This is a genomic window from Moorena sp. SIO3H5 (assembly GCF_010692395.1).
Taxonomy (GTDB): Bacteria; Cyanobacteriota; Cyanobacteriia; order Cyanobacteriales; family Coleofasciculaceae; genus Moorena.
The window spans coordinates 1-12,694 of the sequence record NZ_JAAHHS010000222.1; the positions used below are offsets into that span (position 1 = coordinate 1).

General features: G+C 44.5%; 11 protein-coding genes and 1 pseudogene. 2 read left to right on the forward strand and 10 right to left on the reverse strand.

Translation table 11 applies throughout. From position 1 onward, the window contains the following. On the reverse strand, window positions 1-818 hold an 818-nt coding region (locus F6K52_RS21860), incomplete at its 3' end, for an ABC transporter permease (protein ID WP_293082548.1). Between the two features lie 91 nt (window positions 819-909). Beyond that, window positions 910-2,217: a transposase gene (locus tag F6K52_RS21865; RefSeq protein ID WP_293082551.1), complete on the reverse strand. Its 1,308-nt coding sequence runs from the start codon at window positions 2,215-2,217 to the stop codon at window positions 910-912. A 63-nt stretch (window positions 2,218-2,280) separates the two neighbouring features. Between F6K52_RS21865 and F6K52_RS21870 the strand changes: the two genes are divergently transcribed. Then, on the forward strand, window positions 2,281-2,457 hold the full coding sequence (locus F6K52_RS21870; RefSeq protein ID WP_168166505.1) for a hypothetical protein: 177 nt from the start codon (window positions 2,281-2,283) through the stop codon (window positions 2,455-2,457). A gap of 213 nt (window positions 2,458-2,670) precedes the next feature. On the opposite strand, the gene F6K52_RS21875 is transcribed toward F6K52_RS21870, so the two are convergent. The 3 genes from F6K52_RS21875 to F6K52_RS21885 form a co-directional block, all read right to left on the reverse strand. After that, a complete protein-coding gene (locus tag F6K52_RS21875; RefSeq protein ID WP_293082573.1) occupies window positions 2,671-3,534 on the reverse strand; it encodes an ABC transporter permease in 864 nt (287 codons plus the stop codon). A 300-nt stretch (window positions 3,535-3,834) separates the two neighbouring features. Further along, a complete protein-coding gene (locus F6K52_RS21880; protein WP_293082555.1) occupies window positions 3,835-4,959 on the reverse strand; it encodes a spermidine/putrescine ABC transporter substrate-binding protein in 1,125 nt (374 codons plus the stop codon). A 221-nt stretch (window positions 4,960-5,180) separates the two neighbouring features. Further along, on the reverse strand, window positions 5,181-6,335 hold the full coding sequence (locus F6K52_RS21885) for an ABC transporter ATP-binding protein (protein WP_293061733.1): 1,155 nt from the start codon (window positions 6,333-6,335) through the stop codon (window positions 5,181-5,183). A 538-nt stretch (window positions 6,336-6,873) separates the two neighbouring features. Between F6K52_RS21885 and mrdA the strand changes: the two genes are divergently transcribed. Then, on the forward strand, window positions 6,874-8,655 hold the full coding sequence (gene mrdA / locus F6K52_RS21890; RefSeq protein ID WP_293082558.1) for a penicillin-binding protein 2: 1,782 nt from the start codon (window positions 6,874-6,876) through the stop codon (window positions 8,653-8,655). Between the two features lie 56 nt (window positions 8,656-8,711). On the opposite strand, the gene ispE is transcribed toward mrdA, so the two are convergent. The 5 genes and pseudogenes from ispE to F6K52_RS21915 all read right to left on the reverse strand — a co-directional run. Next, the gene (ispE, locus tag F6K52_RS21895) at window positions 8,712-9,662 is read right to left on the reverse strand and encodes a 4-(cytidine 5'-diphospho)-2-C-methyl-D-erythritol kinase (RefSeq protein WP_293082561.1); all 951 of its coding nucleotides are present in this window, start codon (window positions 9,660-9,662) and stop codon (window positions 8,712-8,714) included. Next, complete coding sequence (rsmA, locus tag F6K52_RS21900; RefSeq protein ID WP_293082566.1) at window positions 9,631-10,479, reverse strand: 16S rRNA (adenine(1518)-N(6)/adenine(1519)-N(6))-dimethyltransferase RsmA; 849 nt, start codon at window positions 10,477-10,479, stop codon at window positions 9,631-9,633. Before rsmA ends, ispE begins: the two co-directional genes overlap by 32 nt. Window positions 10,480-10,834: 355 nt before the next feature. Further along, the gene (locus F6K52_RS21905) at window positions 10,835-11,800 is read right to left on the reverse strand and encodes a CBASS cGAMP-activated phospholipase (protein ID WP_293082570.1); all 966 of its coding nucleotides are present in this window, start codon (window positions 11,798-11,800) and stop codon (window positions 10,835-10,837) included. 37 nt (window positions 11,801-11,837) lie between these two features. Continuing rightward, on the reverse strand, window positions 11,838-12,203 hold the full coding sequence (folB, locus tag F6K52_RS21910; RefSeq protein WP_293082577.1) for a dihydroneopterin aldolase: 366 nt from the start codon (window positions 12,201-12,203) through the stop codon (window positions 11,838-11,840). A gap of 313 nt (window positions 12,204-12,516) precedes the next feature. Further along, window positions 12,517-12,694: pseudogene (locus tag F6K52_RS21915) on the reverse strand (acyl-phosphate--glycerol-3-phosphate O-acyltransferase); the annotation flags it as partial.

Here is a 12,694-nt window from a genome sequence, read left to right on the forward strand (position 1 = left end):
AGCCATTCAGCGATAAAAGCAACTGCACCTGATACTAGGATTAACAAAACACTAAGAGCATTTATATCTGGCTTAACACCAATGCGGATGCGGCTAAAGATTTCCATGGGTAGGGTAGTTGAACCAGTCCCAGCCGTAAAACTAGAAATCAGAAAATCATCCATACTTAGGACAAAAGATAATAAACAACCGGCAATAATGGCTGGCATCAATTCCGGTAGTAATATTTTTAGAAAAGCTTGTAGGGGCGTTGCTCCTAAATCAAGAGCTGCTTCTTCTAGGTGAGGGTCAAGTTGGGTGATACGGGAGGAAACAACAATGGCAATATAAGCCAAACAGAAAACTATATGAGCTGCTATGATAGTCCACAGACTCAAAGGAATAGCCATAACTGCCAAAAAGATTAGAGTTGCGACTGCGATCGCAATATCTGGGATAATCAGGGGTAAGTAGGATATCCCTCGATACAAGCGTTTCCCTGGAAACTGGTAACGGGCTAAACCAACTGCCATCATGGTACCTAATACCGCAGAAATCCCTACTGCTACTAGCGCTACCCTAAGACTATTGAATAGTGCGGTCTTTACACTCTCGTCCTCCCATAGTTTTAGGTACCACTTAAACGTGAATCCCTGCCACTGAGCGCTGTATTTAGAGTCATTGAAGCTATAAAACGTCAGTACCAGCAGGGGTAAGTACATATAAAAGAACATCACCAGGGAGAAAATACCCTGCCAAGAAACCCGGAGTTTTGGTTGAGAATTTACCATGTCTAGGGGAAGCTGCTCCTGCTGATGGTATAGTTGCTCATTAGTCATTAGTCAATGGTTAATTTTAAAGATTAATAGTTAATGGCTAATTAATATCAAGTTTCTATTGAACTCTCCATGGGTTGAAACCACATGGATTCTAAGCGGATGTCGTTACGCGGGTTGAAACCGCGCTCCAGGAAGCTTCACGATAGGATTTAGATAGTGAGTCTAATCTATATCGTTGTGGCAGGTCCAAAACTGCTCTACCGACCTCGGCTAGGGAAATCCCTAGCTGTGTCGCTACTTTGCGAAGAATATTGCAAGCTCCGTTGGCGTCGGCATTTATTAATTCACCTTTGCCAGATCGATAAAGACCACGCTTTACTCTTTTTCCAGATGGTTCCCACCCCTCAGGTTTCGCGCCGAGCACAGGTAGGAAGTCTTGATCTAAAAAACTAGCTTTACTGGTGTAACTCTCTTCGGTCTCAACAAATTTAATGCCGTATTCAATGCATAGTTGCTCGATTCGATTTTTTAATTTAGCAGTAGGTATTTGTACAAACTGCTGATTGTTCTTTTTTCCGATATTAATGCCGTCTTTGTTCCGTTTATTCCAGCCGAAAACGACTGTGCTGATTTGATTTTTTATACACCAGTTAACAACAAATCTAGCCGCTTTATTTACATTGTCGCGCATCTGCCTGTTACGCTTTTCGGTTAGAGAGGCTAATTGGTTATCCCAATAGTCCTGAGTTTTTCCTTTCTTTATCGCAGCAACACGCTTGTTGTACCACTGATTCTGCGACTTGACTTTTCTGCCGTCTATTATGAAAGATTTTCTCGTATTAGAGACACAAGTCAGCCAGTTATTAAGACCTGGGTCTATTCCTAAAACCTTATCCGATGGCGCTACTTGATCAGGGTTCGGTCTTTCGTATACAAATTCCAGATAGAAACAACCGTTTCTGGGGACAAATCGATATTCCTTAATTGATTTGAAATCGATATTTGATGGCATTGGCAGCAGGAAGTTATCAACTCCAAACCAAGCTTTAACCTGCTTTCCTAAAGTGAACTTGAGTTGACCTTTTACCAGTTTTACCCAGCGAGCAGGATAACTGACTACAGCTAATCCTCCTTTCTTGCGGTACTTTGGAATTCTAGGCTTATCAGTTAATTGTCCAAGAGTGTATAACTTTTTGAGAGCCTTATAAGATTTGAAAGACTCAACTACTGAGTGTAGTGTCTGTTGAGCGCAAGCGGATCTTAATGCTTTGAAGTGGACATTGGTTTTCATTATTTTGTCCAGTTCCGCATTGTTCAGATACTTACCGGCCTTGAACAGCATTTGACGACAATAATAGAGGCCGCAATTAGTTAGCTTGTTAGCCTCCGAGCAGATGAACTCTATAACTGCTTTGTTCTCAGGCGTCGTAGTTATCAGATGTTGCTGGCAACCGTACATTTTGCATCGACCTTTTGCTGCGTTAACTTAATTATATACCGCAATAAATGAGGGGTCAAGTAAATGTCAAAACAAATCATCAAAAAAGGAAGACCAAGTATTCATGGGGAGCGAAAAAGGTCGTATAGTGTCTCGGTAACCCGAGAAGGCTGGGATAAACTCAAAAAAATGGCTAAAGAATCTGGATTAAGCCTTTCGGAATTTCTGGAAGTATTAGCAAGGACGAAACGAATCCCTTAGGACGCGAACACCGGGATAAATCCCGGTTCGCTCCACGCCCACCCAATTTATTGGGTGGCTAACTCTCGCTTGTTAGTTCTTTGTTTAAATTTTTCATTTTTATAAATGCAACCCTATTTCCCTACGGTGCGCTTGACCCGTAATTAAATTCGCGTGATTGTCGCACCGCTCCCTACTCCCTACTCCCTACTCCCTTTGACCTTTTCTATAGTGCTATGCTTGTGCTTTGGGATCACCATACTTAATCAAAAGTGCGATCGCGATACTCACCACCAAAATAAACATCATACTCAAAGCTGACCCAAATCCCCAGTTTTGAGTAGCTCCTAAAAACTGGTTATAAATCAATCTTGCTCCAGTCATACTTGATGCTCCCCCTAGCAATTCGGGATTAATAAAATCCCCTAATCCAGAGATAAATACTAGCAAACAACCTGCGGCAATTCCTGGTAGAGTTTGGGGTACAGTTACTTTCCAAAAGGTTTGAAAAGGATTTGCCCCTAAATCCGCCGCCGCTTCTAACAAACGTTTGTCTAACTTTTCTATAGACGCATAAAGAATCAAGACCATATATGGCAGAAAGCTGTAAGCCATGGCAATCAATACAGCAGCACTACGATTGAGCAAATCCAAGGCTGGTAGTCCAATACTAGTCAGTACTGTATTGAGAACCCCAGTCGGTCGCAGAATGGTAATCCAGGCATAAGAACGCAGTAGAGATGATGTCCACAACGGTAAGATAAAACCCAGCAGCAGTAAATTTTGCCACCGCTTGGGTGCTAGCTGAGCAATCCAATAAGCCACAGGAAATCCTAGCAGAAGACAAATCACAGTGCTTCCCATGGCCAAAAAAAGCGATCGCCCCATCACTTGCAAGATTACTGGATCAAATACCCGCAAATAATTATCAATACCAGACGGATTTACCACATCTCCTGGTCTAATGTTGGGTACCAAACTTAGCTCAAAAATCACTAGGGTTGGTAGCACCAACAACAAAGCTAACCATATACCTGCTGGACTGAGCAATCCTAGGGGTTCTAACCACTGCCATCGTAAGTGTTTCTTATCTTGCATAACTTGGAACTCAGCAATGTTATCAGTAACGCTTTCAGTGTTATTTATCATTAGTTTTTAGTCATTATTCCAAGAGTTATACCAATTTACTAAATAAAGGTTATAAATGCTATTTTTTATATAAATTTCAAACTAAAATGTGCGTGATTATTTATAATTTGATTATTAAAATTATTGGGATAATATAATATTTATTATATATAACATTTATCAGAGGTATTTTTAACGGTAGGTTTATTGCTGCATTTCCGTACTATTTTTCTAAACTGTAGGGTGTTTAAAAGGGCTAATTCCTAACTTCTAACCACTTGTCAACTGAGTCCAGTAGCGGTCATAAAGTTCGCTAACCTCGTCAACGGGTGCAAGACCTTCACAACGTTCCAACGCTGATTCTTCTGGAAACAAACTTGGATCCTCTTGGATATCACGGGACAATAGCTTAAAGGCTTTTTGGTTTGGTGTGGCGAAGCTCAACCGTTCACAAATTTGAGCAGCAACATCTGCTTCTAACATAAAGTTAATCCAAGCATAGGCACCCTCAAGATTGGGAGCTGTTTTAGGAATTGCCAAGGTATCGGTCCACAAGGAAGAACCACTTTTCGGTAGGACGTACTGCAAATCTGGGTTTTCTGACATGATTTCAGCAGCATCGGAGGAGTAACACATCGCAATCCATAAATCCCCACTCAGGATTTGCGATCGCCAAGAATCAGAAGAAAATGAAGCAATACTTGGTTTTAACTCCACCAACGTTTCATAGGCCTTTTTGATCTCCTGGGGATTGGTAGAGTTGTACGAGTAACCCAACATTTTCAAAGTGGCACCCATCACTTCTCGCACATCGTTGAGCAAAGTCATCCGTCTCGATAATTTGTCTTTATATTGCCAAAGATAGCTCCAATCCTCCGGTACCTTAGATAGTTTTTTGGAGTTGTAAATCAAACCTGTTGTTCCCCAGCTCAGAGGAATACTATGCAAATTGTTGGGGTCATATATAGGATTGAGGAACTGAGAAAAAAGTCGATTCATTCCGATGATGCGTTCAAAGTCCAGTTTGAGCAACAGATCCAACTCAACCATCTTCCGCACCATGTAGTCAGACGGGTAGATAATGCTATAGGCTCCGCCCCCAGAAGCCTGAAGTCTAGCAAGCATAGCTTCGTTGGAATCAAAGACATCGACTACAGCTTTGATTCCAGTTATTTCGGTAAAGCGGTCTAGTAGCTCATCATCGGTATAGTTAGTCCAAGTGTAGATAAATAGTTTATTTCTATCACCTGGTGAATTAGTTGTTGGTCTCACCTCAGCTAGAGTCCAGCCACATCCAGAGAGGGTTAGACCTGATAGGGCAGCAACCGTGGCTACCTGTAAAAAGTTACGCCTTGTAGGGCGTTTTAGGAATTGTTGTCGATCCAGTGAAAGCACAATTGAAAAGCTTGAAAGTTGACGTTTGTTTTTGCCCAGGCGTCCGAATTAGGTTAGGTTGAATAAATTTGGTCAAAACCGATTACCGATTACCCATTACCCCAAAATGGATAGGATAATTAATCTACCGGATTTGATTTAATCAACAACTAAAAATATCTTGCTCTACTCAGCACTATTTTCCAAGGAAACTAGGCTCAAAAACTACCGAAATCTTTAAATTATTCCTCCAACACTCGACAATCCGTGGGTGCCCAACGAGCATAAATTGTGGTGTGAGGGTCTGGTAACTTGTTATTGGTGTTGGCAAGTATGACTCTCAGACAGTCACCACTGAGTAATTCCACTACACATTGAATATGAGTACCCAGGTACATCGCGTGTTTGAGACGTCCTTCAAAGCAATTCATAGTAGTAGTTGTTGTTGTTACTGTTGGCGGGGAAAGACTCAGGCGAATTTTCTCTGGTCGTACACCTACTACAATATCCTGAGCATTAGAATTATCCAGGACTTCTCTAACGGATGGAGACTCAACCACAATCTTGATACCAGTCTTGGTGGTAATTTCGAGTGAGTCGGCATCGGACCGTTGCAGACGACCTTTAAACAAATTGGTATCACCGATAAAGTCCGCCACAAAGGTTGTCCGAGGATTTTCATAGATTTCTCTGGGGGAACCAACTTGCTCAATTTTACCTGCACGCATCACAGCGATACGGTCAGAAAGACTCATGGCTTCGTCTTGGTCGTGGGTCACCATCACAAAGGTTAACCCCAGGTCTTGATGGAGATTTGAAAGTTCGACCTGCATCTGTTTGCGTAGCTTGAAATCTAGCGCTCCCAAGGGTTCATCCAACAACAGCACCGCTGGTCGATTAACTAACGCTCGGGCCAATGCCACTCGTTGCTGTTGACCCCCAGACAGTTGAGGGGGATAGCGATTCGCTAATCCCTCCAGTTTCACTTGTTTGAGGGCTGCTTTGACTCGTTCCTCAACCTCCAATGAAGGTAGCTTTTTTAGCCGTAGACCGAAGGCAATATTTTCGGATACACTCAGGTGATTGAATAGAGCATAACTTTGAAAGACCGTATTGACAGGTCGGCGGTGTGGTGGAATATGATTCATCGAGCGTCCCTGAATCATTACCTCCCCAGCTGAAGGCATCTCAAATCCCGCTACTAAACGCAAGGTTGTAGTTTTGCCACAGCCAGACGGACCAAGAATGCTAAAAAATTCTCCTTGACGGATACTTAAGTCAACACCACGGACAACAGTCTCGGTGTCGAACACTTTAAAAACCTTGCGGAGTTCAACATCAAGTTTAGCTGTAGTCGTAGCAGTCGGACGTGGTTCTTTAACAGTCGTTTGAAACATGGTGGTTATTTCAGCAGTAGTGATGCCCCCAGAGTCATGCATCGTCTGTCTGCATCTGTGCAAAACGGTTTCTCTCCTTGGGTTTATTTTATCCTCCAACCTAAAAATACTCCTGCGGTAGTTAAACGGATCTGCACTGATCCAGTAGCTGAGGTTCGGAAGTAAATAGCTGGGTATTAGGCGTGACTAGGTATTAGGCTAATGGTATGACGATTAGAACAGGGGCAGATCAGAGCCTCCTTAATCAAGAATTTGGGGCGGCTGTAGGCGAACTGGTGTAGGCAATTAATCGGGCATGTTCCCATTCTGCTCACTACACCCGGTCACCGTAAACCCCATCTCCAGTTTTAGCCGACAAGCTTGGGGCGTGAGTCCTGTTGTTTAGTTGTCAATTGTCAATCCTTAATTCTTAATTGAAAAGGGGGGGCGTATTGGGAATCCAAGCCAATAGGTTACTGCATTGATCAGGTGACTATTCGCCTTAATTGCCCAATCCCGTGTTCTCCAAGTCCGATTCCCCATTCTCAGACCTCTGACGATGACATTAATTCAGCCTTCCTTATCTTCGTATACAGTATATCGATCTAATTCCCGCACTGTCGGACGCAAATACCAATCTGTAGTGATTATGCTACTGATTAGCCTATTCTTGCTGGGGGGAATTGCTTCCCGTCTAGCCTATTTACAGCTAGTTCAAGGGGAACGCAACCGACAGCTGGCAGAAAATAACCGGATTCGCCTGATTCCCAAGCCGCCTATACGGGGCAATATTTTTGACCGTAAGGGAAGAGTATTAGCTAGCTATCGGTTGTCTCACTCGGTATTTGTGTGGCCCTTGGTTCTTAGGCAGGAGCAATGGCCCCAAACTCGTAAACGCTTGTCCCAAATTTTGAAGATACCAGACGCTGAGATTCAAAAGCGTCTGGAACAAGCGGGCTATAACTCTCCTTACCTACTTCGGATTGCCCGTGGTGTTACTCCCGCTCAAGTTACTGCTTTGGCTGAGTACAGCAATGAATTACAGGGAATAGAGGTGGATATTGATGCAGTGCGGTACTATCCCCATGGACAGCTATCGGCTCATGTTCTAGGTTATACTGGAGAGTTAGACTATGAAGAGCTGCAACGGCGTAAAGCCGACGGCTACCGCCTCGGTGATGTGGTTGGCAAAATGGGGGTGGAGAAGTCCTATGAGCATCTGCTACGGGGAGAATGGGGCGGTCAGCAAGTAGAAGTTGATGGTGCTGGACGAGTCGTCAGGGTTCTGGGTCAGAAACAGGCACAACCGGGTAAACCTATCCATATAAGCATCGATATAGACGTGCAGAAGGCAGCCGAGGCAGCATTAGGCGATCGCAAAGGGGCAGTCGTGGCTATGGACCCCAACACCGGTGCTGTCCTCGCAATGGTTTCTCGTCCAACCTTTGACCCGAATATTTTCTCGACTCGCATCACCTCAGAAACCTGGCGAAAGCTACAAGGCAGAGGGAATCCGTTTATCAACCGGGCAATGCGAGGGTTTCCTCCAGCCAGTACATTTAAGGTGGTCACAGCTTCGGCGGGTATGGAATCTGGTCGGTATTCTCCCAAAACTGTTTTACAGACTTATCCTTACCTGTATGTCGGTGGTCATGCCTTTGGGGAGTGGAACCGAGCCGGATTTGGTCCAATGGGATTTGTGGGTGCTATGGCTTGGAGCAGTAACACCTTCTTTGGTCAAATCGGTCGAGGGGTTGGGGGAAAAACCCTGATTGAATGGGCTCGTAAATATGGCTTTGGTGAAAAAACTGGTATTGAGTTATCCGGCGAATCCAGTGGTTTGATAGTGGATGATGCCTGGAAGCGGAAAAACTACAATTGGGGATGGACCGTAGGAGATACCATAAATATGTCTATTGGTCAAGGCTTTACCCTAGGAACACCCTTACAATCTTCGGTGATGTTTTCTGCAGTTGCCAATGGCGGCTATCGGGTTAAACCCCACTTGCTCAAGAACAATCAGGATGCTATCAAAGAGCGAGTCTCCATCAATATGAAGCCATCAACGATTCAGACCCTGCGGCGAGGATTGCGAGCTGTGGTTACTGGGGGAACAGGAGCGGCATTGAGGGTGCCAGAGTTACCTCCTTCCGCTGGTAAGAGTGGAACAGCAGAGGCTCCTCCTGGGAAAGCTCATGCTTGGTTTGGTGGTTTTGCCCCCTATGATAAACCCGAGATTGCAGTTGTTGCTTTTGTGGAACATTCTGGCGGCGGTGGAGGTTCAGTGGCAGGACCAATTGTGCGCCAGGTGATGGAGGCTTATTTCAAGCATAATAAATGATTCAAACTCTGGTTACTCCTGAGTCGAAAGTGGCTAACCAACTCAGGCCTAACGGCTCAAGGTGTTGACATGATTTGAATCCCCTGAGTCGATAACTTGGTTACCCAAAACTCCAAATCTGGGTCAGTAATCTCAATGCTTACTTTCTGTTGAATTTCCTGGGCTTGCTCCTGGGACTCGCACAGGGCAAATACCGTCGGACCGGAACCAGACATCATGGTTCCTATGGCACCACTATTCTCAAAGGCTTTCCGTAGTTCCAAGACTTGGGGGTGATTGGGTAACACCACTTTCTCTAAATCATTGCGCAATAGGTTACCAATCTGTCCTCCATCCTTATTGAGGATTTCTTTGACCATCGGACCACTATGAACACGATTAGCACGGGATTCTAAGTCCTCAGGCTCCCGGATATAGGTTTCCCCAAACTGAGCCCGATAAGTCTGATAAGCCCAAGCAGTAGAAACCATCAGACTGCGGTATTTCCCCAAAACCACATATAGAGAATCCAGTCCCGGTAGGGCAGACAACCGCTCACCTCTCCCCAGAGCTAGAGCGGTTCCACCAGCAAGGCAAAACGGCACATCCGATCCAAGCTGTGCTGCCAATTGTTGTAATTCCGGGTGGGTTAATCCCAATTGCCACAACATATCGATTCCTACTAACACAGCCGCTGCATCCGTCGATCCACCAGCTAGTCCAGCGGCTACAGGAATTCGCTTGTGGATAGTAATGTCCACACCACCCAAGTTAGCAAAACACTCAGGAAACTCCTCCCACATCAAGGCAGCTGCTTTATAAGCGAGGTTGCTTTCATCCGTTGGGACTTGGGGATGATTACAGTGGACTTTAATCTCCTGTGTACCAATGGCACGGATGTCGATTTGATCAGCTAATTCGATGCTTTGGAGAATCATTGCGAGTTCGTGATAACCATCACCCGCATCACCGAGGATTTCCAAATACAGATTGATTTTAGCTGGGGCATTTAGGGAGTATGAATGCATTCTTTATGGTGATCTGATTCGCTAGGGCTATCCACTGAGCAACACTAAGGTCTTCGGCTCGGGCTTGAGGGCTTATTTCTAATTGTTCCAGCAATTGGGTGATGCGATCGCGTTCAATTACAGATTTTAAATTATTGCGCAACATTTTACGTTTGCTGCCAAAGCCCAGTTTCAATAGTGTCTCCAAGCATCTGGGGTCAGAAGCTGGTGGTTCGGCTAGGCTAGGATGTAACCGCACCACAGCTGAATCGACCTTGGGGGGAGGAGAGAAGGCGGACCCAGGGACATCGCAAATCAATTCACATTGGGCGAGATACTGCACCCGCACTGATAATGCCCCGAATTGTCTACAACTGGGTTTGGCATATAACCGCTGAGCGACTTCTTTTTGCACTAGCAGCACGATTAAATCCAACCCTGGAACAGCTGGCTGAGTGATAGTACCTAGCAACTTTTCCAGAATCGGACCGGTTATATTATATGGGATATTGGCAACTACTTTATTAGGTTTTTGGAAATTAGAAAAGTTAGCTAACAAGGTATCTAAGTCTAGGGAGAGAAAGTCCCCTTGCAGCAATAAAAAATTATCTATATTACCGAGTTTTTTAACTAATAATCGGCACAAGTCTTGATCAATTTCTACCGCCACTACAGACTGAACAAAAGGCAGTAACCGCTGGGTAAGAATGCCAGTACCCGGACCTATTTCTAGAATGCGATCGCTTTTTTGTAAATTAGCAGCTGTTACGATTTGGTTCAGTGCCTCCTCGCTACGCAGCCAATGTTGAGCAAATTTTTTGCGAGCTTTTATGGTCATTGCCCAATTTTATAGCATTTCTCAATTCGGTATCAAATTGGTAAGCTATCAGCGTTTCGCTTATCAGTTATCAGCTAATGCGCTACAGATGGTGCTACTTGAGGTGCTATCAGCGTGTCGCTTATCAGCATATGCTTACCTTTCAATTATCATTAATCTGGAACTATTAAATTTTCCCTAAACAGGTTTATTTTAACCACCTCAATTCCCGTGAGCTTTTAGCTGACTGCTGACTGCTGACTGCTGACTGCTGACTGCTTACATCACGTCTAATCATATTTAATTCACCAGTAACAAGTAACCAAGTTCCTTGAATTATCATTACTAAACCGACGAACAAGAGCTCAAAGGTTCATCAATTTATTTTCAGGAAGTTTTGGAACAAACCTTGGTTTTGCCAGGCGTAATTCTTGGCAACACGCTTTAACTTGGCAATATTGCTCCGAGTCGCATCATCCATTGCGTCACTAGTGATTTCCGGTTGTAGACGCAGGTAACGAGAAACTGTTCCATCCTCGGATTCTAAGCTACCCATCAACTCTTTGGTAATATACCCGTGAATGTCAGAAGGAGCATCAAATAGCACTTCAATCAATCGTCCTTGCCATCCCCATTGTCCCAATCCCCAGCCTCTAGCTTTTTCCCAAGGAATGGGGCGGTTAGATGCTCCTGTGCCAATGGAGATTATAGAAATTTCCTCAAGGGAATGATTTAAGCGGATCGCTTCAGCTAATGCACAGCTTGAGGGATTATTCGCCCCAACCCCACCATCAATTGCCGAGTAAGTCTTGCTTTGAGTCTTGAGCTGATGGGCTGGAAAATAGGTGGGGGCAGATGCGGAACAGACACAGGCTTCCCATAAGGGAACATGAAAATAATCTTTGTCTTCACGCCAGCTTTTAAAGATAATCGGCATGCGACTAATGGTGTCGTAGGCTGTGATCAACAGCCGAGGTGAATCGTAGATATCCGACAGCTTTGTCGTCCCAAACTGTTCTTTCATCACCTCAATTAACCCCTGATTGGAGTGTTTAGGAGCAGAAAGACCATACTTAAGGATAACCTTCAGCCGCTTTAGTGAAAAACGGCTGGTGTAGCGGAAAATCCTTTCCCCTTTCTGTTCATAAAGTCTAATTATCTCCCGACTGGGGATGCCAGTGGCAATTCCGGCAGCCAAGATTGAACCAGTGGAGGTACCTGCAATTAAATCAAAATACTTGTTGAGGGGCTGGTTAATCTCTTTCTCTAATTCCGCCAAGATTACTGCTGCGATAACGCCCCGAATACCACCGCCATCTAAGCTGAGTATGCGAAAAGTCATGATTCCCCTATAAACCCACGATGTTGAATTATTCCTCCTACCTATTGTGACGGGTTCTAGTCACTTCCAGGGTGATATTACCTCCAAAATCTGGAATCGGGGCACCAGGTTTGCTTAACTGCACCTGGACTTGCTCCACCTTATCGAATTCTAGGATCGCATTAGCAATTTGAATTGCCAATTTTTCGATCAGGGCACATTTTGAGGTTTTAACCAAATGCTTGACAGTATCAATAGTTTGGCGATAATCCATGGTATCGCTAAGATCATCACTTTCTCCCGCAGGGGTTAGATCTAGCCACATGGTCAGGTCTACTTCAAACCACTGTCCTAGGGTTTGTTCTTCGGGTAAGTAGCCAGTGTAGCCGTAGCAGCGAATATTGCTCAGTTTAATACAGTCCATCATCATTTCAAGTTCTCATCTATCTCCTATGACCAACGTAAACGATTGTGCTTAGCGCTACTAATTTGGGTTAATCGCTTTTGCGACGCTAATGTTTAAAAATGAGAATTCCTGGAGTCTGTTACGAGAATTGTTTTCTCAATTCAACCCCTAGCATACAACGATATCTCTTGCTGGGCTTTCACGCTTAGCTCTATTGGTGCGCGTTCACGCTTGTCGGGAAACCCGACCGGGGGGCACCGCTGCGTAAGTCCGGTCCTTGATTAGATTTCTAATCAAGCAATCCATGACAAGGGATTTGTGTTTTATAGTCTTATTCTGTTCCAGTCTCTAAGGATACTGCTGGAGAAAGGGATTTCCCGATTTGGGGTTCGGTACCTGTAACTAGACGCTGGATGTTACTGCGGTGACGGATGATGACATATATGCCAGCAGCAATACCAAATAACTCATAGGCAAGAGGAGCTTTGGTAAGGTACATCAGTAGGGAA